25 protein-coding genes are annotated in these 24174 nt (G+C 63.6%); 15 read left to right on the top strand and 10 right to left on the bottom strand.

The annotated features are described in order from the left end of the window. Positions 1–5: 5 nt before the first annotated feature. Together ilvD and C2I35_RS19225 are read right to left on the bottom strand one after the other, a co-directional pair. Positions 6–1763: a dihydroxy-acid dehydratase gene (gene ilvD / locus C2I35_RS19220; RefSeq protein ID WP_103764657.1), complete on the bottom strand. Its 1758-nt coding sequence runs from the start codon at positions 1761–1763 to the stop codon at positions 6–8. 76 nt (positions 1764–1839) lie between these two features. After that, a complete protein-coding gene (locus C2I35_RS19225; protein WP_103764658.1) occupies positions 1840–2418 on the bottom strand; it encodes a DNA-3-methyladenine glycosylase I in 579 nt (192 codons plus the stop codon). A 113-nt stretch (positions 2419–2531) separates the two neighbouring features. On the opposite strand from C2I35_RS19225, the gene C2I35_RS19230 reads away from it, so the two are divergent. The 5 genes from C2I35_RS19230 (at position 2532) to C2I35_RS19250 (ending at position 7648) form a co-directional block, all read left to right on the top strand. Next, positions 2532–3371 (top strand): EAL domain-containing protein, encoded by an 840-nt coding sequence (locus C2I35_RS19230; RefSeq protein ID WP_103764659.1) that lies wholly within the window; start codon positions 2532–2534, stop codon positions 3369–3371. 130 nt (positions 3372–3501) lie between these two features. Further along, positions 3502–4677 carry an acetyl-CoA C-acetyltransferase gene (locus tag C2I35_RS19235; protein WP_103764660.1) on the top strand — a complete coding sequence of 392 codons (1176 nt, stop codon included), beginning with the start codon at positions 3502–3504 and terminating at the stop codon, positions 4675–4677. Between the two features lie 74 nt (positions 4678–4751). Then, the gene (locus tag C2I35_RS19240) at positions 4752–5579 is read left to right on the top strand and encodes a patatin-like phospholipase family protein (RefSeq protein ID WP_103764661.1); all 828 of its coding nucleotides are present in this window, start codon (positions 4752–4754) and stop codon (positions 5577–5579) included. Positions 5580–5687: 108 nt separating this feature from the next. Then, a complete protein-coding gene (gene phbB, locus C2I35_RS19245; protein ID WP_103764662.1) occupies positions 5688–6410 on the top strand; it encodes an acetoacetyl-CoA reductase in 723 nt (240 codons plus the stop codon). Between the two features lie 299 nt (positions 6411–6709). Next, complete coding sequence (locus tag C2I35_RS19250; protein ID WP_103764663.1) at positions 6710–7648, top strand: transcriptional regulator GcvA; 939 nt, start codon at positions 6710–6712, stop codon at positions 7646–7648. Between the two features lie 50 nt (positions 7649–7698). Here the strand turns inward: C2I35_RS19250 and C2I35_RS19255 are convergent, their stop codons facing one another. From C2I35_RS19255 to C2I35_RS19265, 3 genes are all read right to left on the bottom strand, one after another. Then, positions 7699–7863, bottom strand: a complete 165-nt coding sequence (locus C2I35_RS19255) for a YdcH family protein (RefSeq protein WP_103764794.1) — start codon at positions 7861–7863, stop codon at positions 7699–7701. A 110-nt stretch (positions 7864–7973) separates the two neighbouring features. Then, positions 7974–8729, bottom strand: a complete 756-nt coding sequence (locus C2I35_RS19260; RefSeq protein WP_245890557.1) for a tRNA1(Val) (adenine(37)-N6)-methyltransferase — start codon at positions 8727–8729, stop codon at positions 7974–7976. Then, positions 8726–8947 carry a putative signal transducing protein gene (locus C2I35_RS19265; protein ID WP_103764664.1) on the bottom strand — a complete coding sequence of 74 codons (222 nt, stop codon included), beginning with the start codon at positions 8945–8947 and terminating at the stop codon, positions 8726–8728. The genes C2I35_RS19260 and C2I35_RS19265 overlap by 4 nt, the downstream gene beginning before the upstream one ends. Positions 8948–9003: 56 nt before the next feature. Between C2I35_RS19265 and C2I35_RS19270 the strand changes: the two genes are divergently transcribed. Then, positions 9004–10005, top strand: a complete 1002-nt coding sequence (locus C2I35_RS19270) for a polyprenyl synthetase family protein (RefSeq protein WP_103764665.1) — start codon at positions 9004–9006, stop codon at positions 10003–10005. A gap of 9 nt (positions 10006–10014) precedes the next feature. On the opposite strand, the gene C2I35_RS19275 is transcribed toward C2I35_RS19270, so the two are convergent. The 3 genes from C2I35_RS19275 to C2I35_RS19285 all read right to left on the bottom strand — a co-directional run bounded on the left by C2I35_RS19275 (position 10015) and on the right by C2I35_RS19285 (position 14317). After that, complete coding sequence (locus tag C2I35_RS19275; RefSeq protein ID WP_103764666.1) at positions 10015–10851, bottom strand: 4-(cytidine 5'-diphospho)-2-C-methyl-D-erythritol kinase; 837 nt, start codon at positions 10849–10851, stop codon at positions 10015–10017. Next, complete coding sequence (locus C2I35_RS19280; protein WP_245890558.1) at positions 10838–12550, bottom strand: tetratricopeptide repeat protein; 1713 nt, start codon at positions 12548–12550, stop codon at positions 10838–10840. Before C2I35_RS19280 ends, C2I35_RS19275 begins: the two co-directional genes overlap by 14 nt. Before the next feature lie 120 nt (positions 12551–12670). After that, on the bottom strand, positions 12671–14317 hold the full coding sequence (locus tag C2I35_RS19285) for an electron transfer flavoprotein-ubiquinone oxidoreductase (RefSeq protein ID WP_103764797.1): 1647 nt from the start codon (positions 14315–14317) through the stop codon (positions 12671–12673). Between the two features lie 283 nt (positions 14318–14600). On the opposite strand from C2I35_RS19285, the gene greA reads away from it, so the two are divergent. From greA to C2I35_RS19315, 6 genes are all read left to right on the top strand, one after another. Continuing rightward, positions 14601–15071 carry a transcription elongation factor GreA gene (greA, locus tag C2I35_RS19290; protein WP_103764667.1) on the top strand — a complete coding sequence of 157 codons (471 nt, stop codon included), beginning with the start codon at positions 14601–14603 and terminating at the stop codon, positions 15069–15071. Between the two features lie 27 nt (positions 15072–15098). Next, positions 15099–16115: a hypothetical protein gene (locus C2I35_RS19295; RefSeq protein ID WP_103764668.1), complete on the top strand. Its 1017-nt coding sequence runs from the start codon at positions 15099–15101 to the stop codon at positions 16113–16115. A 91-nt stretch (positions 16116–16206) separates the two neighbouring features. Then, on the top strand, positions 16207–16662 hold the full coding sequence (locus tag C2I35_RS19300) for a universal stress protein (protein WP_103764669.1): 456 nt from the start codon (positions 16207–16209) through the stop codon (positions 16660–16662). Positions 16663–16746: 84 nt separating this feature from the next. Continuing rightward, positions 16747–17307 (top strand): NifU family protein, encoded by a 561-nt coding sequence (locus C2I35_RS19305; RefSeq protein WP_103764670.1) that lies wholly within the window; start codon positions 16747–16749, stop codon positions 17305–17307. Between the two features lie 4 nt (positions 17308–17311). Next, complete coding sequence (gene tsaB / locus C2I35_RS19310) at positions 17312–17974, top strand: tRNA (adenosine(37)-N6)-threonylcarbamoyltransferase complex dimerization subunit type 1 TsaB (protein ID WP_103764671.1); 663 nt, start codon at positions 17312–17314, stop codon at positions 17972–17974. After that, the gene (locus C2I35_RS19315; RefSeq protein ID WP_103764672.1) at positions 17964–18380 is read left to right on the top strand and encodes a GNAT family N-acetyltransferase; all 417 of its coding nucleotides are present in this window, start codon (positions 17964–17966) and stop codon (positions 18378–18380) included. The genes tsaB and C2I35_RS19315 overlap by 11 nt, the downstream gene beginning before the upstream one ends. A gap of 7 nt (positions 18381–18387) precedes the next feature. Here the strand turns inward: C2I35_RS19315 and hemN are convergent, their stop codons facing one another. Then, positions 18388–19743: an oxygen-independent coproporphyrinogen III oxidase gene (gene hemN, locus C2I35_RS19320; protein ID WP_103764673.1), complete on the bottom strand. Its 1356-nt coding sequence runs from the start codon at positions 19741–19743 to the stop codon at positions 18388–18390. Positions 19744–19810: 67 nt separating this feature from the next. Here hemN and fnrL point away from each other — a divergent pair, with 67 nt between their 5' ends. Together fnrL and C2I35_RS19330 are read left to right on the top strand one after the other, a co-directional pair. Further along, the gene (gene fnrL, locus C2I35_RS19325; protein WP_103764674.1) at positions 19811–20557 is read left to right on the top strand and encodes a transcriptional regulator FnrL; all 747 of its coding nucleotides are present in this window, start codon (positions 19811–19813) and stop codon (positions 20555–20557) included. 221 nt (positions 20558–20778) lie between these two features. Next, positions 20779–21360 (top strand): hemerythrin domain-containing protein, encoded by a 582-nt coding sequence (locus C2I35_RS19330; protein ID WP_103764675.1) that lies wholly within the window; start codon positions 20779–20781, stop codon positions 21358–21360. 144 nt (positions 21361–21504) lie between these two features. Here C2I35_RS19330 and C2I35_RS19335 read toward each other — a convergent pair whose 3' ends face one another. Further along, a complete protein-coding gene (locus C2I35_RS19335) occupies positions 21505–22353 on the bottom strand; it encodes a universal stress protein (RefSeq protein WP_103764676.1) in 849 nt (282 codons plus the stop codon). Between the two features lie 203 nt (positions 22354–22556). On the opposite strand from C2I35_RS19335, the gene ccoN reads away from it, so the two are divergent. Then, entirely contained in the window at positions 22557–24161 is a 1605-nt protein-coding gene (gene ccoN / locus C2I35_RS19340; RefSeq protein WP_103764677.1) for a cytochrome-c oxidase, cbb3-type subunit I, read from the top strand. Positions 24162–24174 lie beyond the last annotated feature (13 nt).

Raw genomic sequence — 24174 nt, forward strand, 5'->3', positions numbered from 1 at the left:
CAGGGTCAGAGGTCCGCGTAGACGTGACGCTCGGCCTCGGCGCCGGGGTGCGTTACTGCGCCCTTGTAGGTCTCGCCCACGAGTTGCGCGTATTTCCAGAGCGCGCCGGAGGCGTAGATCGTCTCGCGCGGGCCGGGCCAGTCTTTCTTGCGTGCCTCAAGTTCGTCATCGCCGAGATCGACCGAAAGCTCGCCCTTGATGGCGTCGATGGTGATCATGTCACCATTTTTCAGCATCGCGATTGGGCCGCCGTGGGCCGCTTCGGGGCCCACGTGCCCCACGCAGAAACCGCGCGTTGCGCCGGAGAAGCGGCCATCGGTGATGAGCGCGACCTTCTTGCCCATGCCTTGGCCCGAAAGCGCGGCGGTGGTGGCCAGCATCTCGCGCATGCCGGGGCCGCCGGCGGGGCCTTCGTTGCGGATGACGATAACCTCGCCTTCCTCGTATTCGCGCTTTTGCACGGCGGCAAACGCGTCTTCCTCGCACTCGAAAACGCGGGCCGGGCCGGTGAAGACCTGGTGCTCGGGGGCGATGCCCGCGACCTTCACGATGGCGCCTTGCGGGGCGATGTTGCCCTTGAGACCGACGACGCCGCCGGTCTTGGTGAGGGGCGCATCGATGGAATAGATCACTTTGCCGTCGGCCTCGCGCTCGATGCGGTCGAGTTCCTCGCCGATGCTGCGCCCGGTGGCGGTCATGCAGTCCTCGTGGATGAGGCCCGCCTTGCGCAGCTCCTTCATCACCACGGGGATACCGCCGGCATCGTAAAGGTCCTTGGCCACGTATTGGCCGCCCGGTTTCAGGTCGACGAAATAGGGCGTGTCGCGGAAGATTTCGCAGACGTCGTCGAGGTAGAACTCGAGCCCGGCCTCATGCGCGATGGCGGGCAGGTGAAGACCGGCATTGGTGGAGCCGCCGGTGCAGGCGACGACGCGCGCGGCGTTTTCCATCGACTTGCGGGTGACCACGTCGCGGGCGCGGATGTTTTTCTCCAGCAAGTCCATTACGGCGCGACCGGAGGCTTCGGCATACTGGTCGCGCGACTCGTACGGCGCGGGCATGCCGGAAGAGTTCATCAGGGCAAGGCCGATCGCCTCGGATACGCAGGCCATGGTGTTGGCGGTGAACTGCCCGCCGCAGGCGCCGGCGGAGGGGCAGGCGACGCGTTCCAGCGCGTCGAGCGCCTTGTCGGACATGGTGCCGTTCTGGTTCCAGCCCACGGCCTCGAACATGTCTTGCACGGTCAGGTCGCGGGTGCGGAATTCCTCGGGGATCTCGTCGATCTGGGGGGCTTTGCCCGGCAGGATCGATCCGCCGTAGATGAAGACCGACGGCACGTTGAGGCGGACCATGGCCATCATCATGCCGGGCAGCGACTTGTCACAGCCCGCAAGGCCGACGATGGCGTCGTAGCAATGGCCGCGCATGGTCAGCTCGACGGTATCCGCGATGGCCTCGCGGGAGGCGAGCGACGAGCGCATCCCCTCGTGGCCCATGGCGATGCCGTCGGTGACGGTGATCGTGGTGAATTCGCGGGGGGAGCCCTTGGCCTCTTTCACGCCGCCCTTGACGGCCTGGGCCTGGCGGTTCAGCGCGATGTTGCAGGGCGCGGCCTCGTTCCAGCAGGTGGCGACGCCGACGAGGGGCTGGTGGATCTCCTCCTCGGTCATGCCCATCGCGTAGTAATACGAGCGGTGTGGCGCGCGGGCGGGCCCTTCGGTCACGTGGCGGCTGGGCAGTTTGCTTTTGTCGAACTTGGTCATTTGGGCCTCCCCTGAAATCTTCGGATCCGGTCTAGGCCACAGGGGCGGCGGGGGCAAGCTTTCGCGCGGTCAAAGTTCAGCGCGGCGACGTGGCCATTTTTGCAACAGGGACGTGGCGATGGCAGGTGAGGACGTGGTCGTTGACCATGCCCACGGCCTGCATGAAGGCATAGACGATGGTGGGGCCGCAGAATTTGAAGCCGCGTTTCTTCAAATCTTTCGAAATTGCGCGGGATATTTCGGTTTCGGTGGGCACCTCGGCCAGGCTGGCCCAGCGGTTCTGAAGCGGGGCCCCGCCCATGTAGGACCACAGGTAGGAATCAAAACCCTGTTCGGCCTCGATTGCCTGCCAGGCGCGGGCGTTGGTGATCGTGGCCTCGATTTTGCCGCGGTGGCGGATGATGCCGGCATCGTCCAAAAGGCGCTGCACGTCATCCTCGCCCCAGGTCGCGATGAGGTTCGGATCAAAGCCTTGAAAAGCCGCGCGAAAGTTGTCGCGCTTCTTCAGGATGGTGATCCAGCTGAGACCGGCCTGGAAGCCGTCGAGAATGAGTTTTTCCCACAGCGCGCGGCTGTCCCATTCGGGTACGCCCCACTCGGTGTCGTGGTAGGCCTCGTAAATCGGATCGGTGCCGACCCAGCCGCATCTTTCCATCCTTCAAGCCCCCCGGTTTCGCCTGTTGCGGACAGTATGACTCAAATGCCCGGTTTAACAATTCCTTAGGCTGCGTGGCGCTTATTGGGCAGCGGTGGAGTACGGAGAGATTCATGGGTGAAAAGAGATTGAAGTGGGCGACCGTGCCAACGGGGCATCACAACCCCTTGTCCTACGCCGTGTCGGCGCGGGACCAGTCGGTGATCCAGATGGTCGAGGAGGCGGTGCGACACGGCCAAATGATGCTGGCCTATCAGGCCGTGGTGCCGTCCGGGCGGCAGGACAGGCCGGCGTTTTACGAAGGATTGGCACGGGTGCTGGACGAAACGGGCCGGATCATCCCGGCGCGCGAATTCATCGACGCGATCGAAGCGACCGAGACGGGCCGCATCGTCGACTGCCTGTCGCTTGAAAAGGGAATCCGCACCTTGCGCGAGTATCCTGATATCCGCCTGTCGATCAACATGTCGGCGCGGTCCATCGGCTACCCGCGCTGGATGCGGACGCTGAAACGCGGGTTGGGGCAAGACCCGACGCTGGGTGAGCGACTGATCCTCGAGATCACCGAAAGCTCGGCGATGCTGGTGCCCGAGCTGGTGGTGAATTTCATGGCGGATCTGCAGAAGAAGGGCATCAGTTTCGCGCTGGACGATTTCGGGGCCGGGTTCACCTCGTTCCGGTACCTCAAGGATTTCTATTTCGACATACTCAAGATCGACGGGCATTTTATACGCGGAATCGCGGACAACCCGGACAACCAGGTTCTGACGCGGGCCTTGATCGCCATCGCCGAACAGTTCGACATGGTCACCGTGGCCGAAAGCGTGGAGCGGCCCAACGACGCCGTATTCCTGCAGAATATCGGGGTGCATTGCCTTCAGGGCTATTACTTCGGTGCGCCCACGGTACAGCCGCCATGGCTGGCAACGGCTCAGGCGGCGGCGACGGCCTGACCTGTGACAACGGCTACAGTTGCCGCGTTGCGGCGACTGCGGTACACCCTGCGTAATGCGGGGAATCCGGGGGCCGCATCAGGCATGCTGCCCTTTTTTCCTCGGCCAGAAAGAATTGGTGGAGGACACTATGACCAATGTAGTTATCGCTTCGGCAGCACGCACCGCTGTCGGCTCTTTCTCCGGGGCGTTCGCCAACACTCCGGCCCATGACCTTGGCGCAGCCGTTCTGGAAGCCATCGTCGAGCGCGCGGGCATCGACAAGGCCGAGGTTTCGGAAACGATCCTTGGCCAGGTCCTGACCGCGGCGCAGGGCCAGAACCCCGCACGCCAGGCGCATGTGAACGCCGGCCTGCCGATCGAAAGCGCGGCCTGGGGCATCAACCAGGTGTGCGGTTCGGGCCTGCGGGCCGTGGCGCTGGGCGCGCAGCACATCCAGTTGGGCGATGCCGATGTCGTGGCCGCCGGCGGACAGGAAAACATGACCCTCAGCCCCCACGCCGCGCATCTGCGGGCCGGGCACAAGATGGGCGACATGAAATACATTGACACGATGATCCGCGACGGGCTGTGGGACGCGTTCAACGGCTATCACATGGGCCAGACCGCCGAGAACGTCGCCGACAAGTGGCAGATCACGCGCGACCAGCAGGACGAGTTCGCCGTCGCCAGCCAGAACAAAGCAGAGGCGGCACAGAAGGCGGGCAAGTTCGATGACGAGGTGATCCCGTTCACCGTCAAGACCCGGAAGGGCGAGACGGTCGTCGACAAGGACGAATACATCCGCCACGGCGCCACGATAGAGGGCATGCAGAAGCTGCGCCCGGCCTTCACGCAGGATGGGTCGGTCACCGCGGCCAACGCGTCGGGCCTCAATGACGGTGCGGCGGCCGTGTTGCTGATGAGTGCCGAGAATGCCGAGAAGCGCGGGATCGAGCCGCTGGCGCGGATCGCCTCCTACGCAACGGCCGGACTGGACCCGTCGATCATGGGCGTGGGCCCGATCCATGCCAGCCGCAAGGCGTTGGAAAAGGCGGGTTGGAGCGTCGACGACCTGGAGCTGGTGGAAGCCAACGAGGCGTTCGCCGCGCAGGCCTGTGCCGTGAACAAGGACATGGGGTGGGACCCGTCGATCGTGAACGTGAACGGCGGCGCCATCGCCATCGGCCACCCCATCGGGGCCTCGGGCTGCCGCGTTCTGAACACCCTGCTGTTCGAGATGAAGCGCCGCGACGCCAAGAAGGGCCTCGCCACGCTGTGCATCGGTGGTGGCATGGGTGTCGCGATGTGCATCGAGCGTCCGTAAGTACCTGATACCGAAATAGAAAACAGGCCCTGCGGGGCCTGTTTTTCCATGTGATTTCCCGAAAGGCCATTTGCATGAAGCTGCCCGACAATCCCCCGCAGATCGTGTTTTCCGGCGGTGGGTTGCGGTGTTTCTGGCAGGGCGGTTTCCTGACGCGGCTGGAGCAGGTGCGCAAGTTTACGCCCGAGCGGGTGACTGGGGTGAGCGGCGGCGCGATGGCCGGCGCGGCGTGGATTGCCGGGATCGAAGATCGGCTGCTGGAGGTGATGTGCGACGCGTTCGAGAAGCGCGACCACAACCTCGATCTGTTTGCCGCAGACGAGGAAGGCATCACGCCACACCAGCGCATTTATTGCGATGTGGTCGAGACAGTTCTTGACGAGGCGGCCAAGGAGCGGGTCGCGAATGGTCCGGCCTTCCAGATCCAGATTGCGCATCCGCCCTCGACCGACCATCCGACAATGACGGGCACTGCGCTGGCCGCGGCCTATGAGGCGGAACTACATATCGTGGGCAGCCCGCATTTCGACTGGGCCGAGAAAATGGGCCTGACCTCGCAACTGGTCGATGCCAACCAGGCGGCTCGCGACGGGCGGCTGGTGGAACTGATCAATGCCGCTGCGGTGATCCCGCCGGTGTTCGAGCCGCCACTTTGGGGCGACCGGCGCGTGGTTGATGGCGGCATGGCAGACCAGGCCCCGCTGCCCGACCCCGACGAAGGCGAGACGCTGGTGCTATTGACCCGGCCCTACAAGAAACTGCCGGATGTGCCGGGCCGCGTTTATGTCTGGCCGTCCGAGGAAACGCCCGCGGACAAGATCGACTTTACCGACCCGCAAAAGCTGCGCGATACGTGGGCTCTGGGGGAGCAAGACGCGGAAGCGTACCTGAACGGCGGATGAGTGCCGCGCGGCAAAAAGAATCGCGCAACAATGTTGCGCTTTGCGCGCATGATGAGTAGCAAAGTTTCCAAGAGAACCAACACTGGACAGAAAGACTGGAGGATTCCCATGGCGAGAGTTGCCCTTGTGACCGGCGGTAGCCGCGGTATCGGCGAGGCCATTTCGAAAAAACTGAAGGAAGAGGGCTACGTGGTTGCTGCCACCTATGCGGGCAACGACGAAGCCGCGGCGAAGTTCACCGAAGAGACCGGCATCAAGACCTACAAGTGGAATGTGGCCGATTACGACGCCTCGAAGGCCGGGATCGAAACCGTCGAGGCCGAGTTGGGGCCGATCGACGTGGTGGTGGCCAATGCGGGCATCACGCGCGATGCGCCGTTCCACAAGATGACGCCGGACCAGTGGAAGGACGTGATCGACACCAACCTGACGGGCGTGTTCAACACCGTGCACCCGGTCTGGCCCGGCATGCGCGAGCGCAAGTTCGGCCGTGTGATCGTCATCAGCTCGATCAACGGTCAGAAGGGGCAGTTCGCGCAGGTGAACTATGCCGCGACCAAGGCGGGTGATCTTGGCATCATCAAGTCGCTGGCGCAGGAAGGCGCGCGCGCCGGGATCACCGCGAACGCGGTCTGTCCGGGCTATATCGCGACGGAAATGGTGATGGCGGTGCCCGAAAACGTGCGCGAATCGATCATTGGTCAGATCCCGGCGGGTCGACTGGGTGAGCCGGAAGAGATCGCTCGCTGCGTGGCATTCCTGGCGTCGGACGATGCCGGGTTCATCAACGGTTCGACCATCTCGGCCAACGGGGCGCAATTCTTCGTCTGAGGGTTATGCATCCACGAAAAGCGAAAGGGCCGGTCAGGGGAACCGGCCCTTTCTGTTTCCAGAGACCTGCAACGATCATCTGGAAGGTGTCTTGCGGCCCAGCCAGTTGAGTAGCTCGCCAAAAGCACGGCTTCGTTCGTAGTGCGCGGCGCGATAGGCATCGCGGGTCTTGGCATCGGTGGCTGTTTCGATCATGGCTGATCCTTTCAGGGAAACTTGACTGGATTGAATATGCGTCTTTGCAGAAAAGACCGCAAACGAGACTTTTCACGGCTTCAGTTAAGTAATACTTTAGTGAAATGAGCGATCGTCTACCCCCGTTGACTGCCTTGCGCGCGTTCGAATGCGCGGCGCGGCACATGTCCTTTCAGAAGGCGGCGGCGGAATTGAACGTGACGCCGGCCGCGCTGTCGTTCCAGATCAAGTCGCTGGAGGAGCATCTGGGCGCGGCGCTGTTCCGGCGGCTGAACCGGGCAGTGGAACTGACCGAGGCGGGCGCGGCACTGGCGCCGGGGTGCCGAGACGGGTTCTCGGCGCTGTCGGCGGCCTGGATGGCGACCCGGCGGGGGCTGGACAACAGCACGCTGACAGTCACCGCCGGGCCGGCCTTTACCGCGAAATGGCTGGCGCCACGGTTATACGAGTTTGCCCAAGCGCATCCCGAGATCGAGCTGCGGTTCACGGCGTCGTTGCGGCTGATGGATTTTGCCCGCGACGAGGTGGACGTGGCGATCCGGTTCGGTCACGGGGCGGACAAAGGGTTGTATTCGCTGCCGCTGGCCGAGGAGTGGGTAACGCCGATGATGACACCCGCGCTGGCCGAACGGTATCCGACGATCGAAAGCCTGCGCGACGCGGTGCTGATCGTCGACCAGTCGATCGATTTTCTGGATCCTGCGACCGATTGGGCGGCATGGTTCCGTGCGATGGGCATGACGCCGGTCGCGCCGCACGGTCCGAGGTTTTCGCAAGGTGACCACGCGGTGGATGCGGCCCTTGCGGGCGTCGGCGTGGTGCTGGGGCGCCGGGCCCTGGTGATCAAGGACCTGATGGAAGGCAGGCTGGTTGCGCCCTACGGTAAAGCGGTAAGCGCGGGCGCCCAGTTTCGCTTTGTCTGTCGCAGGGGCGCCGAGGACAAACCTCAGATCAAGGTATTCCGAGAATGGATGTTGGCCGAAACCGCCAAGGGGTTCGAGACGACGGCGAAGCTGGAAATGGTACCGCTGGTGCCCGATTGATGACGAGATGCGCCGCGAGGGCGCATCCCGATCAGTCATTGCGTGACATGCTAATGGGTCAGTCGTTCAATCTCTTCTTTCAGTCGGAGTTTCTGCTTTTTCATGCTTGAGATTTCTAGGTCGGGCATTCCCGGGGCACGCTGTGCCGCTTCGACCTGTTCCGAGAGAGCTTGGTGTTTCTTTTTCAGTTCCTCGACATGTGAACTCAAAGCCATGAATGCGTCTCCTCTTTTGGTGTGCACGGGATAGTGCAGCATAAAAGATATGGTCTGTCACGCTGCGAACGCAAAATCCGACGGCGGGAATTAGCTGCAACTTGCTTAAATTAGTCCGGGAAAGGCATTTCCTTGCCGTCGCGCAGTATGCAAGCCGTTGCCGATGTGTAGTTTTCGCAATCGTTAACGTGCCTTTGCCCATTATGAAGGCACCAGCCGTCATGCAGCCGAAATGCGGCGCGTCCGCCGCGTCGGCCGCGCAGAAGGACCAGCCGCGCAAGGCGGCCGGGTCGGGGAATCAGTGGCAGAAGCTGGAGGCTGCCGAGGTGGCGCGCGGCGTGGGACAGAAGCTCTGGCAGCCGGTCGGCGCGCTGGATGAAAGTTGTGGTGCCCTTGGGCCGGGTGCGTTTGGCGGCGGCGGCGACCCAGTCGGCGAGGGGAGTATCCTCGCCCATGGCCCCTTCGCGGCCCGGATCGGTGGCCGCCGTGCTGGCAGCGCGGTCGAAATAGGGCGGGTTGGCTAGAACGTGGTGAAACTGGCGCTCTTTCAGAGTGTCGGGCATGGCGGACAGGTCGCCTTCGACCACCTCGAACGGCAGGGCGTTCGCTGCACCGTTTTGCCGGGCGAGTTCGGCATAGGCAGGCTGGCGCTCCAGGCCCACCAGGTGAACGCCGGGCACGCGCCGGGCCAGACAAAGCCCCGCGACGCCGACGCCGCAGCCGAGATCGAGCAAGGTCTCGCCCGGCTTGGCAGGGATGCTGGCGGCCAGCAGCACGGGATCGATGCCGGCGCGATAGCCGGCCCGGGGCTGCAGGATTTTCAGCCCGCCACCGAGAAAATCGTCGCAGGTGGTCTCAAGCGTCACGAGCGAGCCTCGACCTCTATACCGTTGTCCTCAAGGGTCTGGCGCGCGGGAAAGTAATCTTCCTCGCTGACCATCAAGCGGCGGGGGAAAATCCCGATGCCGCCTTCGAGGATGCTCATGTTTACGTCCAATTCAAAGCAGTCTATATCCTCGCCCTGAAGCAAAGCCTTGGCGAAAGCCATCACGGTCGGGTCGGTGGTGCTGAGAAGATGCTTCATGGGGATGACTTAAGGACACCGGACGCGCATTGTCGAGCCTGAGTGACGGGAGTTTGATGGGACTGGACCACGCCGCTACCAAACCGCACGAAGCAATGGCCTCGCATTTCGAGGACAAACTTGACGCGGTGAACAGCCTGATCCGTGCGCGCATGGCGTCGCGTCACGCGCCGCGCATCCCCGAGGTGACAGCGCATTTGGTCGAGGCGGGGGGCAAACGCCTGCGCCCGATGCTGACGCTGGCGGCGGCGGATCTGTGCGGTTATGTCGGCGAGGACGACGTGAAGCTGGCAGCAACGGTGGAGTTCATCCATACCGCGACGCTGTTGCACGACGACGTGGTGGACGAAAGCGCCCAGCGGCGCGGACGGCCCACGGCGAACCTGCTGTTCGACAACAAGTCCAGCGTGCTGACCGGGGATTACCTGTTCGCACGCGCGTTCCAGCTGATGGTGGAGACCGGGTCGCTGACGGTGCTGGACATCCTGTCGAACGCGGCGGCAACGATTGCCGAAGGCGAGGTGCTGCAGCTGACCGCGTCGCGCAGCCTGAAGACGGATGAGGATATCTACCTGCAGATCGTTCGCGGCAAGACCGCGGCGCTGTTTTCGGCGGCGACCGAGGTGGGCGGCGTGATCGCAGGGGTAGCGGACGACCAGGGGCAGGCGCTTTTCGATTATGGTGACGCGCTGGGCATTGCGTTCCAAATCGTCGATGACCTGCTGGACTACCAGGGTGATGCCAAGGCCACGGGCAAGAACGTGGGCGACGATTTCCGGGAGCGCAAGCTGACCCTGCCGGTGATCAAGGCGGTGGCGCTGGCCGACGAGAGCGAGCGGGCGTTCTGGGCGCGGACCATCGAGAAGGGCGACCAGCGCGACGGCGACCTGGACGAGGCGCTTAGGTTGCTCAACAAGCACGGCACGTTGGAGGCCACGCGGGCCGACGCGCTGGAATGGACGGCAAAGGCGAATGCGGCGATGGCGCAACTGCCCGAACATCCGGTGCGGGAGATGCTGCTGGCGCTGTCGGATTACGTGGTGGCGCGCATCCGCTAGGACGCATTCTCAGGGATGCGCGTTGAGGCGGGTGGCGGTGATCCACCAGCCCGGATTTTCCTCTTTCAGGCGGCCCTCGGCGGCGCGGGCGGTTTCCTCGCCGGTGTAGAGGCCGAAGCAGCTGCTGCCCGAGCCTGTCATGCGGGCCATGCGGCAGCCCGCCGTCACGCTGAGCGCACCCAGCACCTGCGAGATGACAGGCGTCTGCCCGATGGCCGCATATTCCAGATCATTGCGCATGCCCCGCAGCCAGTCGATGAATTCGATCGCGCTGAGATTGGCCGGAAGGTCCGGGGGCATGGGCGTGTTGTTCTTCTGACCGACGGCGGCAAAGACGTCGGGCGTGCGCATGGGCACGCCGGGGTTGATCAGGACCGCGTTCAGGCAGGGCAGGTCGTGCGCCGTCGTGATCTCTTCGCCGATCCCCTGCATCCGCGCAGCGCTGTTGCCGAGGCAGACGGGCACGTCGGCACCCAGCGGCGTGACATCGGCGGGCATGGGCGTGTCGGTCAGGCGCGACAGCACGCGCAGGGTGGCGGCTGCGTCCGACGAGCCGCCACCAAGGCCCGCGGCATGGGGCAGAAGCTTGTTTAGCGTGATATCGGCACTGACCCCCATCAGGTCGGCGGCTTTCAGAACGAGGTTGTCTGGCCCGTCCGGCACGCCCTTGGACATCGGGCCGCTGAGCGAAAGGTGCGGCGTGTCGGAGAGCGAGACCGTCAGGTGATCGCCCACATCGGCGAACATCACCAGCGAGTCGAGAAGGTGCATGCCATCGTCGCGCTGCCCGGTGATGTGCAGCGTCAGGTTTACCTTGGCCGGGGCGAAGCCCTCAGCCGCCGTCATCCGCGACCTCCAGCGGGGGCGAGCCTTCTTCCTGCAGGACAACGTCGAGGCCGACCTCGAGCTTGCGGCGCATCCGGTCGGGATCCACATCGGGCGAGGGGTTTTCCTTGTCGACGAAGGACAGCGCACGCCTCCATTGGAACCGAGCCTCGACCTCGCGGCCCACGGCCCAAAGCACGTCGCCGAGGTGGTCGTTGACCACCGGGTCCACCGGCATCAGCTCGGCGGCGCGTTCCATGTGACCAATGGATTCCTCGTAGCGGCCCAGCCGGTAAAGGACCCAGCCGAGGCTGTCGACGATGTAGCCAGATTCGGGCTGCGCCTCGACTGCGCGTTCGATCATGTCGAGCGCCTCGTCCAGCTTCTGTTGTTTCTCGACCAGCGAATAGCCGAGGTAGTTCAGCACCTGCGGATGTTCGGGGTTCAGTTCCAGCGCCTTGCGGAAATCGGCCTCGGCCTCGGGCCATTCATCCTGCCGTTCATGGCTGATAGCGCGGGCATAGTATACGAACCAATGGCCGGGCTGTGCCTCGCCCAGAAGGTCGATGGCGTTGTCATAGGCGGTGACTGCCTTGCCGTATTGTTCGCTCTGGCGATAAAGGTCTGCGGCGGCGACATGCACCATGGGCAGTTCGGGGTGCGAGTCGCGCAGCTGTTCCAACACCTCGATGGCGGCGTCCATCTTGTCCGCCCGGCGCAGGGCCTCGGCGCGGCCCATCTCGGCGGCGGTGAAAGACGGATGATCGCGCGGGACGCTCTTGTAGGTTTCGGTGGCCAACTCGTAGCGTTCGAGCGATTCCAGCAGTTCCGCCGACATCAGGATAGCATCGACGTGGTCGGGGTTAAGGTACTGCGCCACTCGAGCGTAAAGCAGGGTATAGTCATCGCCCATGTCGCCCAACAAGGCTTGACCGATGGAAAAGAACACCTCTGCCACGCCGTCCTTGGGGCCGGAGATCATGTCGAAGGCCACGGGCAGGCCGGTTTCAAGCTCGGCCCGGAGGGCGAGGATCTGGGGATCCGCATTGGCGCCGAAGGCGTCATCCAGAAGCGCGATGGCCTCGTCGTTGCGTTCCAGCTGGCTGAGCACGGCGGCCCAGGCGCGGGTGCCACGGCGGGTGCGTTGCAGGGGTGCGTCATCGTCGCCACCGGAAAAGATAGCCTCGGCTGCCTCGAAATCGCCAACGGAGGCGAGAGCCAGCGCCTTGTGATAGAGGGCGAAATTCTTAAGGCCGCGTTCCTCGGAGACCTCGTCGAAGCGCGCGAGGGCCGCGTCGACATCGCCGCGGGCGAGTTCGGTCCAGGCCATTACGAGGCCATCGGCCAGTTGGCCCACGCCCTTGCCGGCCTCGATCCGTTCGATCACGGCGTCATGGTTGCCGGCTGCCACATCTTCGGCGATGAGGGCCATGAAGGCGACCTGGCTTTGCAGCTCCTGTTGCTCGATCTGGCGGGCGACGGGCACGGCGCGGTCGATCTCGCCAAGTGCCATGAAAGCAATCGCGGTGCTTTCGAGGATGACGGGGTTGCTGGCGTCGCGGGTCAGCGCCTGAGTGTAATACTGCGCGGCGGCGTCGAAATCGTTGAGGTAGCGTGCTTGCCGTGCGGCAAGGTAGGCACCGACATTGATATCAGCCAGTGCGGGCAACGCGATGCCCTGCAGAATCGCGGCGATTGCGCCTGCGGTCAGGATTTTCACGGGTCTGGGCTCCCTGCCTGTATGGTCGATGATTTGCGAGAAAGTAGTATGAGCGGCCCGTTAACGCAATGAGGGCGGCCAATTTGCCGCCCTCGGTGTCCGCGTGATTTCGCCTGTCGCTCACATATTGGGATAGTTCGGCCCGTCGCCTCCCTGTGGCGTGGTCCAGTTGATGTTCTGGGCGGGGTCCTTGATATCGCAGGTCTTGCAGTGGACGCAGTTCTGGAAGTTGATGACGAACTGCTGCTCGCCGTCCTTTTCCACGAACTCGTAGACCCCTGCCGGGCAGTAGCGGGCCGAGGGGCCGGCATACTTGGGCAGGTTCACCTCGACCGGAACATTCGGGTCCTTCAGCTTGAGGTGCGCGGGCTGGCTTTCCTCATGGTTGGTCATCGAAAAGCTGACATTGGTCAGGCGGTCAAAGCTCAGCTTGCCGTCGGGCTTGGGGTAGTCGATTTCGGCGTGCTTGCTGGCTTCTTCGGTCGCCTCGGCGTCGGTCTTGCCGTGGCCCAGCGTGCCGAAAAAGGAAAAGCCGAGCGTGTTGGTCCACATGTCGAGGCCCCCTAGCGTGAGCGAGGCGGTGAGGCCGTACTTGGACCACAACGGCTTGACGTTGCGGACCTTTTTCAGATCCGTGCCGATGGCGCCGTTACGCACTTCGCTCTCATAGTTGGACAGCTCGTCGCTGGCCCGACCGGTTTCGATGGCTTCGTGCGCGGCTTCTGCCGCGGCCTTACCCGACAGCATGGCGTTGTGGTTGCCCTTGATGCGGGGCACGTTGACCATGCCGACCGAGCAGCCCAGAAGGGCGACGCCGGGCGCGACCATCTTGGGCATCGACTGGTATCCGCCCTCGGAAATGGCGCGGGCGCCGTAGGCGACGCGCTTGCCGCCCTTGAGCAGGTCGGCCACCACCGGGTGATGCTTGAACCGCTGGAATTCCATGTAGGGGTAGAGGTGCGGGTTACGGTAATTCAGGTGCACCACGAAGCCGACGTAAACCTGGTTGTTGTCGAGGTGGTAGATGAACGAGCCACCGCCCGCGTTTTTGCCCAGGGGCCAGCCCATCGTGTGGGTGACGGTGCCTTCGCGGTGCTTTTCCGGGTCGATTTCCCAGATTTCCTTCATCCCGAGGCCGTATTTCTGCGGCTCCTTGCCCTTGGAAAGGTCGTATTTCGCGATGACCTCCTTGGACAGCGAACCGCGCACGCCTTCGCCCAGGAACACGTATTTGCCGTGCAGTTCCATGCCGGGCTCGTAGCCGGGGCCGGGGGTGCCGTCGGCGTTCTTGCCGAATTCGCCGGCCACGACGCCCTTCACCTCGCCGTTTTCACCATAGACGATTTCCGAGCAGGCCATGCCGGGGAAGATTTCGACACCCAAGGCCTCGGCCTGTTCGGCCATCCAGCGGCAGACATTGCCCATGCTGACGATATAGTTGCCGTGGTTGTTCATCAGCGGCGGCATCGGAAAGTTGGGTATGCGGACCTTGCCCGCCTCGCCCAGCATGAAGAAGTTGTCCTCTTTCACCGGGACGTTGAGCGGCGCGCCCTTTTCCTTCCAGTTGGGTATGAGGGCGTCGAGACCGCAGGGATCGAGCACCGCGCCCGACAGGATATGCGCGCCCACTTCGGAGCCTTTTTCCAGCACCACGACCTCGCGCTCGGGGTCGAGCTGTTTCAGGCGGATCGCGGCGCTCAGGCCTGCGGGCCCTGCGCCGACGATCACGACGTCGTATTCCATGGCTTCGCGTTCGACTTGGGTCATCTTGGTCCTCTCCTGGTCGTCCGGTCGCATGCCGGCCCGCGTAAGAAACTTCGCAACTGGTTATCGCGCGGGGTTGCGCAAGGTCAATTCGAACACGACGTAACAGACGGTCAAAAGCGTCAAAAAGGCGCAAGTTTCGGCGCGATTGTGCGGTTGGCGGTCTGGACCTACTTGCATTGGCGGGGCAGGTCGGGTCAATCTGTCGCGCATGGTTTGGAAAACGAACGGGGTCGCGTAACGGCGGCCCCTTGGTGATACTAGGGACAAGAAAGAAGGACAGGTCATGGAAAAGATCCCGATGACGCAGGACGGTTTCGACGCGCTGAACGCGGAACTGAAACAGCTGAAATCCGTCGAGCGCCCGGCCATCATCAAGGCGATTTCCGAGGCGCGCGAGCATGGCGACCTGTCGGAGAATGCCGAGTATCATTCCGCCAAGGAAAAACAGTCGTTCATCGAGGGACGCATCAAGGAGCTGGAAGGCGCGATCAGCCTCGCCGACGTGATCGACCCCAAGAAGCTGTCCGGCCCGATCAAGTTCGGCGCGACGGTGACGCTGGTGGACGAGGATACGGACGAGGAGAAGTCCTATCAGATCGTAGGCGAATATGAGGCCAGTATCGAGAAGGGCCTGCTGAACGTAAAATCGCCGATTGCGCGGGCTTTGATTGGCAAGGAGGAGGGCGATAGCGTAGAAGTGCGCACGCCCGGCGGCGACAAGGCCTACGAGGTGCTGAAGGTCGAATATATCTGACCCGGTCCTTTTCAATCAGGTTTGCCCATGACCGATCCGAACCAGTCACCGCAGACACCGCTTGGTGTCTATGACCGGCCCCGAAAGGACGGGGTCACGGGTGTCGAGATAATCGCGCTGGCGCTTACGATTCTGTGGCTTGTCGGCACGGCGGTGTTCTTTCTGGTGCTGGAGCCGATGGGCATGTTCTCGGAATCCGGCGGGGCGCTGCAATTCGTGGTGGTCCTGCTGGCCATCTTCATGCCGGTGGCGATGATCTGGGTCGCGGCTACGGCGGCACGTTCGAGCAAGGTGATGCGCGAGGAGAGCCGGCGCCTGCAAACCGCCATCGACGCGATCCGGCAGGCCTATGTGGCGCAAAGCCAGGCCGCGCACGAGGTCGCACAGCCCTCGGTCGCCAAAAAGCTGGAGGAGATCGCGGCGGCGCAACGCAAGACCGAGACGGCGCTGGCGACGTTCTCGACGTCGCGCAGCCCGGTGGAGGTGCGGCCCGCGCCAGTGTCAAAGAACGAGGAGGTGGGCACGGACCAGGTTGCGTTGCCGTTGGGCACCCCGCCCGAAGAGATGGCGCCGCCGTTGGCGACCGAAGACTTCATAAGGGCGCTGAATTTCCCGGAGAACGCCGAGGACAAAGCAGGCTTTGCCGCACTGCGCCGGGCGCTGAAGGTCCGCCATAGCGCGCAACTGATTCAGGCCAGCCAGGACGTGCTGACACTGTTGTCTCAGGACGGCATCTACATGGACGACCTGCGCCCAGACATGGCCCGTCCCGAAGTTTGGCGCCGGTTCGCTGCCGGGGAACGTGGACGCGCCGTAGCCGCGCTGGGCGGTGTGCGGGACCGCTCGTCGCTGGCGCTGACGGCCGCTCGCATGAAGCAGGACATGATCTTTCGCGATGCCGCCCACCATTTCCTGCGGCTGTTCGACCGCACGATCAGCCAGTTCGCCGAGGTGGCGACGGATGCCGAGATGTCCGAGATGTCGGACACGCGCACGGCGCGCGCCTTCATGCTGGTCGGGCGCGTGGCGGGGACGTTTGACTGATACTGCCGTGGTGTGAGCCGTGCAAGAAAGCGGCTGTTGCCGGACGCCCCGGAACGCGTCAATATGAACGCCGGAAGACGAAGGGAACATCATGCGCAAGTTTCTCGTGGTGCTGGACGACAGCCGGGAATGCCTCAACGCCATGCGGTTCGCCGCAATGCGCGCCAAGAACACGCAAGCCGGGGTTGAGATTCTCGCGGTCATTCCGCCCGACGAATTCAACCACTGGATCGGCGTGGGCGACATCATGCGCGAGGAAGCCCGCGAGCGCATTCACGCGCATTTCGAGGTCTTCGCGAAGTGGATGCGCGACAAGCAGGGCATCGACCCCGAGCTGGTGATCCGCGAAGGCGAGCCGGTGGCGGAGATCATGGCGCAAGTTCAGGAGGACACCGAGATCGGCGTGTTGGTGCTGGGCGCCAGCGCCGACAAAAAGGGGCCCGGGCCGCTCGTGTCGCAATTGTCGAAGAATTCCGGTGGCTTGCCCATCCCGATCACCATCGTGCCCGGCGACCTGAGCAAGGAGCGACTGGAAGCGATCACCTGAACCCAGTTTTAGAATCGTTCCAAACCTTGACAGGGCCAGTCTCGCTGCGCATATCTTGCACAACTGACAAAAAGGGCGCGCACAATGTTCATCCAGACGGAATCGACACCGAATCCCGCAACGCTGAAGTTCCTGCCCGGCCAGACCGTATTGGACGCCGGGACCGCAGACTTCCCGTCTTCCGAGACGGCCGACAAGTCGCCGCTTGCTGCGCGCGTCTTTGGCGTCGAGGGTGTGACCGGCGTGTTTCTGGGCAATGATTTCGTGACCGTGACCAAGCAGGACGCGGTGGAGTGGGACCATGTGAAACCCGCAATTCTGGGCGCGATCATGGAGCATTTCCAGTCCGGTCAGCCGGTCATGACCGGCGACGGTCCGGAGTCGGGCCACGCCGCCAGTGAAGGCGAGGATTCCGAGGTCATCGACCAGATCAAGCAATTGCTGGATACCCGCGTCCGCCCTGCCGTGGCACAGGATGGCGGCGACATCACGTTCCATGGTTTCGAGCGCGGCGTGGTTTACCTTCACATGCAAGGTGCGTGCGCCGGCTGTCCGTCCTCGACCATTACCCTGAAGATGGGGATCGAGAACTTGCTGCGGCACTACATCCCCGAAGTGACCGAGGTCCGCCCCGTCGGCGTTTGACCTCGTGACCAACGCGCCGCTCGTATTGGGATTCGACACCTCCGGCCCGTGGCTGGGGGTGTTGTTGCTTTCGGGGCAGGACGTTCTGAGCGATCACCATGTCGATATGCCAAAAGGACAGGCCGAGGCGTTGTTTCCGGCGCTGGAAGACGCTCTGGCCAAGGGCGGCGCCGGCTGGAGCGACCTTGACGCCATTGGGGTCGGCATCGGGCCGGGAAATTTCACCGGCATCCGGATTTCGGTCGCCGCGGCGCGGGGGCTGGCTTTGTCGCTGGAAATCCCCGCTATTGGCGTCAGCATCCTCGAGGCCGCAGCATATGGGCAGGACAGCCCGGTGCTGGCGACGCGGGACGCACCCCGTGGACAGGCTTATGTGCAAGGTTTTGACATGGACACACCGCTTGGGCCGGACCTGATGGCGATCGACGAGATCGACACAGGCCTGATGGAGCCGGGGCTTGTATGTGTCGGCACGGCGGCCAAGGCGGTGGCGGCACAGATCGGCGCGCCCGCGGTTCCGGCGACCTTTGCGCCGGCCTCTGCCATCGCGCGGATTGCCGCGACCCGCTGGCGCGAAGACACGCCCCCCCCGGCGCCGCTGTACCTCAAGCCCGCCGACGCGGCGCCCTCGCGCGATGCTCCCCCGGTGATCCTTGATGACGCCTGACGACTTGGCCGCGCTGCATGCGCGGGCATTCGACGGGCAGGGGCGGGCTTGGGACGCAGGCGAGTTCCGTGACCTTCTGGAGCATTCGCATATCTTCGTGGTCGGTGACACCAAGGGGTTTGCTGTCGGACAGGCGGTTGCGGGCGATGCGGAGCTTCTGACGCTTGCCGCCGATCCCGACGCGCGGCGGCAAGGACACGGGCGGGCGGCGTTGCAAGCGTTCGAGGCCGAGGCCCGTGCGCGCGGCTCCGAGCGCCTGTTCCTGGAAGTCGCGGCAGACAACGCGGCGGCACTGGGGCTTTACCGCTCGTTCGGCTTCACCGAGCTTGCGCGGCGCGCGAAGTATTACAAGCGGCCCGATGGCGGGACGGTCGACGCGCTGGTACTGGAGAAGCGCCTGACCTGATCCCGGCTCAGATCGCCGAACTGTGTCCGGCGTGGCTGAGGTCGTAGGCGTCGAGGCTGCGGGCGATCATCCGGGTTAGCGGGCGTGCCTCGTGCGGGATAAAGAGGCCCTCGTTGCTTAGGTCCAGAAGCCCGTCAAAGGCGCGTGTGGCAGGTTCAAGCATTTCACGTACAGCCTTGCGCGACATGCTGAAAGTTTCGCAGATTTCCCCGGCGTCGATGCGGAAGTCGCACATGACGGCCTCGATAAGGCGGGCCCGCAGAAGATCCTGTCCCCTGAAGACATGCTCCCGGCTGGTCGAGAAGCGGCCCTCGCGGATTGCCCCGGTATGGGCTCCGGTCGCGGGGGCGTTCTGGGCATAGCCTTGCGGGAAGCGCGAAATCGACGAGGCCCCCAGCCCGATGAGCACCTCGGACGTGTCGTCGGTGTAGCCTTGGAAGTTGCGGCGCAGGCGGCCAAGTTTCTTGGCGATGCTCAAGCCGTCCTCGGGTGTCGCGAAATGGTCGATCCCTATTTCCCGGTAGCCGTCCCAGACGAACAGGCGGCGGGCGGCATCAAAGAGCTCCAGCCGTTCCTCGGGCGTGGGCAGCGCATCGGACGGGATAAGCTGCTGACGCTTGGCCATCCACGGCACATGGGCATAGCCATAAAGCGCCACGCGGTCGGGGTTGAGCGACAGGAGTTTCTGCACGCTTTCCACCATGCGCTCCTTGGTCTGGTGCGGCAGGCCGTAAAGGATATCCGCGTTCAGACTGCGCACGCCAGCGGCGCGCAGCGCGTCTATGGTGTCGCGGGTGATGTCGAAGGTCTGGATGCGGCCGATGGCCTGCTGAATGGTGTCGTCGAAGTCCTGCACGCCCACGGAAGCGCGGTTCATCCCGGCGGCGGAGAGCGCCTCGATCCGGGGGGCGTCGATCTCGTTCGGGTCGATCTCGACCGAGAACTCGGTGTCGCTGCCGAAGGGGACCGCGTCGCGCACTGATTCGGCCAGATCGGTGATAAGGTCGGCAGACAGAAGAGTCGGCGTGCCGCCGCCCCAATGCAGGCGCGACAGCGTGATGCCCTGTGGCAGGGTGGCTTTCAGCAGGGCCAATTCCGCCTTGAGCGTCTCGACATAGGCGGCGACGGGTGAAAGGGATTTGGTGCCCTGCGTGCGGCAGGCGCAGAACCAGCATAGCCTGCGGCAGAAGGGCACATGCAGGTAGAGCGAGATTGCGCTGCCCGGTTCGATGTTGGAAATCCAGTCCCGCATGGTCGAGGACCCGACGGAATCGGAGAAATGCGGGGCGGTCGGATAGCTTGTGTAACGCGGTACATTCGCGTCGAACAGGCCCAGTCTGCGGAGTTGTTCTCGGTCAATCATGCCGTTAAAATACTCACAAGGAAGAGCGAAGCCTTGATGCAGATCAACTCGACCGAAAGCATTATCGATGCTCAAAGATGCACATGACCTGATCCCCCGTGAATGCGATGCGTGTCCCATTCGGCACCGGGCCGTGTGCGCGCGATGTGATGCGCAGGAACTGGAGCAACTGGACCAGATCAAGTACTACCGCAGCTTCGAGGCGGGCCGGACGCTGATCTGGGCCGGGGACCGGATGGATTTCGTGGGCTCGGTCGTGTCGGGCATCGCGATGCTGACGCAGACGCTGGAAGACGGGCGCACACAGATGGTGGGCCTGCTGTTGCCGAGCGATTTCGTGGGCCGTCCAGGGCGCGAGAAGGCGGCCTATAACGTGGTCGCGGTGAGCGACGTGGTGATGTGTTGTTTCCGCAAGCAACCCTTTGAGAACATGATGGAAAAGACGCCGCATATCGGCCAGCGCCTGTTGGAGATGACGCTGGACGAGCTGGATGCGGCGCGCGAATGGATGCTGCTGTTGGGGCGCAAGACGGCGCGGGAGAAGATCGCGTCGTTCCTGGCGATCCTGGGGCGGCGTAACGCGGTCTTGAACATGTCCAAGGCCGCGGGGCAGGTGGTGTTCGACCTGCCGCTGACGCGCGAGGCGATGGCCGATTACCTGGGCCTGACGCTGGAGACGGTGAGCCGCCAGATCAGTGCGTTGAAGCGTGACCAGGTGATCCACCTGGAAGGCAAGCGGCATGTGACGGTGCCGGATTTCGACCGCCTGCTGGAAGAGGCGGGGGATGACAGCGACGGCGGGATGCTGGCCTGAGCCCGGGAATAAGGTTAATCCTTTGAATTCAGGAAAAATTCGACGTCGGTATTGCGTCGGTATTCAAGTGGTATCGCGACGGTGCGATTTTTCCGAATTGGCGGGGTTAACGGGGCGTTCGGGGGTAATGTGCGGTTAAGGCGCGGCGCGTGGTTTTTTACCCACCCTACGGGGTGACCGATGGTCTTGACTTCGGTCCGGGAGGGGCTTTGTTACCGGGCATGGCTGACCTCTCGACTTATTCGCTGGATGACCTCACCATCGACGAGGCCGCGCGGCCACGGGCGCCGAAGGTGCCGGACGCCACGGACAGGCATCGGCGCCAGGGCCGACAGTTGGCGGCGATCCACCGGCACTACCTGATGGAGATGGCGCGGATCGGCGCGGTGCTGGCGCGGATCGAAGCGCGGGATGCCCCACCCGAGAACCTGAGGCAGATCGTGCTGTCGCTGGACATGGCCGAGAATTTCCGGGTGTTCGGGACCCTGTGCGGGCGCGAGTGCCAGGTGTTGAAGCTGCACCACGATATCGAGAGCACCGACATGTTTCCCCGCATCGAGGCAGCGGGCGGGGGAATGTTCCGGGAGGTCGTGGCGAAACTGGTGTCAGAGCACGAGGTCGTCCACGAGTTGATCGTTCGTCTTGGGCGCGCGGCAGACACGTTGGCGGAAGACCCCAGCGAGGAAAACTTTGCCCGGGCCGCCGCCACGTACCGGAAGCTGGAAGAGGTCGTGCGCTCTCATTTCGGGTACGAGGAAACGGAGCTGGAAGAGGCCATCGGGTATTACCTCGGGACGATCTGAGGCCGCGCGTAGGAACCGATGTGTCTGGTCCGTTGCGCGACCCCAGCCCCGACCTCAGAGCGTTTCCGGGAAACACTGCATCGCTTTTCGCTGCCTCTTGAGACGCGAAAAGCGATGCATGTTTCAGACTGACCCGGAAACGCTTTAATGCGCCATGAAGAGCGGCAGGGGCGCGTGCTCCAGCATGTAGCGGGTGGCGCCGCCGAAGACCGCCTCGCGGACGCGGGAATGGCCGTAGGCGCCCATGACAACGGCATCGGCGTCGATATCCTGCGCGCGGCGCAAGAGCACGTCGGCGATGCGGGGCAGGGTTTTGGAGACCACGTCGATTTCGACCGCCACGCCGTGACGCACCAGGAATTGTGATAGCAGACCGCCCGGATCGGAGCGGTTCGGGCCGTGTACCGGCGGATCGACGACCACGACGTGTACGCGCTCGGCCCGTTGCAGCATCGGCAGCGCGTCGCGGGCGGCGCGCAGCGCCTCCTGACCGTCGTTCCAGGCGATCACGACCCGCTTGGGGTCAAGGGTGATGTCCGGCGTGTTGGGCAGAACCATCGCGGGAATGCGCCCGTCGAACAGGATCGCCTCGGTCAGGGGGGCAAGCTCGGGGCCCAGCCCCTCGCCATAGGGCATGGGCAGCACGGCGAGATCGGCAAAGCGGGCGCGGTCGGCGACATGGTGTCCGAGGTCGGCAAGCTGCGCGACGCCCTTGTCGCAGGACCAGAAGAAGCCGTCCTGCCGGCCCAGGACCGCGCGCGCGGCGCTGTCGATCTCGGCGGCTTCCTCGTGGCAACCTTCGAATATGTTCTGCACCATCACGGCGCTGACACCGGCGCCGGAGAAATAATGCGTTGCCGGATCGCGGGCGACGCCGAGGCTGAGCACGTCGAGATGCGCCCCGTGCAGGCGAGCCAGTTCGGCGGCGTGGGTCAAGGTATGCTCGACGCGTGAGGCATCGGACAGGGCGCAGAAGATCGTTTTCCAGGGCATTGCGATTCGCCTTTCATTAACCATTTCGAACGCAATCTGGCCCCCGGGGCGAGACGCTGCCTTGATGCCGGTCAACCCATTCCCGCCAATCCTTTGATGCAGATCAAAGCGGGGTGACTCGGCATCGGAAATAAGCGGCCCCAGTCAAATGACTCCGTGCGCCCCGGCAGGGCCTGCGCGGACATACGGCAAAGGGACGCAAAATGGGTAACTACGTAAAACTGATCCTGTTGGGGCTGATCGCGTTTTTCGCGCTGTTCGCCGCCAACCAGGCACGGGATATCGCGTACCTTGTGAATGCGCTGACCATCGCCCTTGTGGCGGCGGGCATGTTCATCTGGGTGCTGCGCAACACGGACGAGGACCGCCCCGTGGTCGACCTGTCCGGGGAATACATGGACGGGGTCGTGCGCGCCGGGGTGATCGCCACGGCGCTTTGGGGGGTCGTGGGCTTCCTGGTGGGGACGTTCATCGCGTTCCAGCTGGCCTTTCCGACGCTCAATTTCGAATGGGCGCAAGGCTACATGAATTTTGGCCGGCTGCGGCCCTTGCACACCAGCGCGGTGATCTTCGCCTTTGGCGGCAACGCGCTGATCGCGACGTCGTTCTACGTGGTGCAGCGCACCTGCGCGGCGCGGCTGTGGGGCGGGAACCTGGCGTGGTTCGTGTTCTGGGGGTTCCAACTGGTGATCGTGCTGGCCGCCACCGGCTACCTGCTGGGCGCGACGCAATCCAAGGAATACGCGGAACCGGAATGGTACGTGGACTGGTGGCTGACCATCGTCTGGGTGTCCTACCTGGCCGTGTTCGTCGGCACGCTGGTGAAGCGGAAAGAGCCGCATATCTACGTGGCGAACTGGTTTTACCTGTCGTTCATCATCACGGTCGCGATGCTGCACGTGGTGAACAACCTGAGCATTCCGGTGAGCATCTTCGGCTCCAAGTCCGTGCAGGTCTTTTCGGGCGTGCAGGATGCGATGACGCAATGGTGGTACGGCCATAACGCCGTGGGCTTCTTCCTGACGGCGGGGTTCCTGGCGATGATGTACTACTTCGTGCCGAAACAGGCCGGGCGGCCGGTGTTCAGCTATAAACTGTCGATCATCCACTTCTGGGCGCTGATCTTTCTTTATATCTGGGCCGGTCCGCACCACCTGCACTATACCGCGCTGCCCGACTGGGCCTCGACGCTGGGCATGGTGTTCTCGATCATCCTCTGGATGCCCTCGTGGGGCGGGATGATCAACGGCCTGATGACGCTGAGCGGCGCGTGGGACAAGCTGCGGACCGATCCGGTGATCCGGATGATGGTGATCAGCCTTGGCTTTTACGGGATGTCCACCTTTGAAGGACCGATGATGTCGATCCGCGCGGTGAACAGCCTGTCGCATTACACCGACTGGACCATCGGGCACGTGCATTCCGGCGCGCTGGGCTGGAACGGGATGATCACCTTTGGCTGCCTGTACTTCCTGGTGCCCAAGCTGTGGAACCGCGAGCGGCTGTATAGCCTGAGCCTGGTGAGCTGGCACTTCTGGCTGGCGACGATCGGGATCATTCTCTACGCGGCGTCGATGTGGGTGACCGGCATCATGGAAGGCCTGATGTGGCGTGAAGTGGATGCCAACGGGTTCCTGGTGAACTCCTTTGCCGACACGGTGAGTGCGAAGCTGCCGATGTACGTGGTGCGCGGTCTGGGCGGGGTCATGTTCCTCTCCGGTGCGATCGTCATGTGCTTCAACCTTTACATGACAGTCAGACGGAGCCCGGCGGTGCAGACCGACAACTCCGCTGTCCCGGCTGAATAAGGAGGGCCGGAAA

Source organism: Roseovarius confluentis (assembly GCF_002917925.1).
GTDB classification, from domain to species: domain Bacteria; phylum Pseudomonadota; class Alphaproteobacteria; order Rhodobacterales; family Rhodobacteraceae; genus Roseovarius; species Roseovarius confluentis.

Excerpts from the sequence above, each read along its gene's own strand:
- ilvD (WP_103764657.1), bottom strand. The coding sequence starts at position 1,763 with ATGACCAAGTTCGACAAAAGCAAACTGCCCAGCCGCCACGTGACCGAA.
- C2I35_RS19225 (WP_103764658.1), bottom strand. The coding sequence starts at position 2,418 with ATGGAAAGATGCGGCTGGGTCGGCACCGATCCGATTTACGAGGCCTAC.
- C2I35_RS19230 (WP_103764659.1), top strand. The coding sequence starts at position 2,532 with ATGGGTGAAAAGAGATTGAAGTGGGCGACCGTGCCAACGGGGCATCAC.
- C2I35_RS19235 (WP_103764660.1), top strand. The coding sequence starts at position 3,502 with ATGACCAATGTAGTTATCGCTTCGGCAGCACGCACCGCTGTCGGCTCT.
- C2I35_RS19240 (WP_103764661.1), top strand. The coding sequence starts at position 4,752 with ATGAAGCTGCCCGACAATCCCCCGCAGATCGTGTTTTCCGGCGGTGGG.
- phbB (WP_103764662.1), top strand. The coding sequence starts at position 5,688 with ATGGCGAGAGTTGCCCTTGTGACCGGCGGTAGCCGCGGTATCGGCGAG.
- C2I35_RS19250 (WP_103764663.1), top strand. The coding sequence starts at position 6,710 with ATGAGCGATCGTCTACCCCCGTTGACTGCCTTGCGCGCGTTCGAATGC.
- C2I35_RS19255 (WP_103764794.1), bottom strand. The coding sequence starts at position 7,863 with ATGGCTTTGAGTTCACATGTCGAGGAACTGAAAAAGAAACACCAAGCT.
- C2I35_RS19265 (WP_103764664.1), bottom strand. The coding sequence starts at position 8,947 with ATGAAGCATCTTCTCAGCACCACCGACCCGACCGTGATGGCTTTCGCC.
- C2I35_RS19270 (WP_103764665.1), top strand. The coding sequence starts at position 9,004 with ATGGGACTGGACCACGCCGCTACCAAACCGCACGAAGCAATGGCCTCG.
- C2I35_RS19275 (WP_103764666.1), bottom strand. The coding sequence starts at position 10,851 with ATGACGGCGGCTGAGGGCTTCGCCCCGGCCAAGGTAAACCTGACGCTG.
- C2I35_RS19285 (WP_103764797.1), bottom strand. The coding sequence starts at position 14,317 with ATGACCCAAGTCGAACGCGAAGCCATGGAATACGACGTCGTGATCGTC.
- greA (WP_103764667.1), top strand. The coding sequence starts at position 14,601 with ATGGAAAAGATCCCGATGACGCAGGACGGTTTCGACGCGCTGAACGCG.
- C2I35_RS19295 (WP_103764668.1), top strand. The coding sequence starts at position 15,099 with ATGACCGATCCGAACCAGTCACCGCAGACACCGCTTGGTGTCTATGAC.
- C2I35_RS19300 (WP_103764669.1), top strand. The coding sequence starts at position 16,207 with ATGCGCAAGTTTCTCGTGGTGCTGGACGACAGCCGGGAATGCCTCAAC.
- C2I35_RS19305 (WP_103764670.1), top strand. The coding sequence starts at position 16,747 with ATGTTCATCCAGACGGAATCGACACCGAATCCCGCAACGCTGAAGTTC.
- C2I35_RS19315 (WP_103764672.1), top strand. The coding sequence starts at position 17,964 with ATGACGCCTGACGACTTGGCCGCGCTGCATGCGCGGGCATTCGACGGG.
- hemN (WP_103764673.1), bottom strand. The coding sequence starts at position 19,743 with ATGATTGACCGAGAACAACTCCGCAGACTGGGCCTGTTCGACGCGAAT.
- fnrL (WP_103764674.1), top strand. The coding sequence starts at position 19,811 with ATGCTCAAAGATGCACATGACCTGATCCCCCGTGAATGCGATGCGTGT.
- C2I35_RS19330 (WP_103764675.1), top strand. The coding sequence starts at position 20,779 with ATGGCTGACCTCTCGACTTATTCGCTGGATGACCTCACCATCGACGAG.
- C2I35_RS19335 (WP_103764676.1), bottom strand. The coding sequence starts at position 22,353 with ATGCCCTGGAAAACGATCTTCTGCGCCCTGTCCGATGCCTCACGCGTC.
- ccoN (WP_103764677.1), top strand. The coding sequence starts at position 22,557 with ATGGGTAACTACGTAAAACTGATCCTGTTGGGGCTGATCGCGTTTTTC.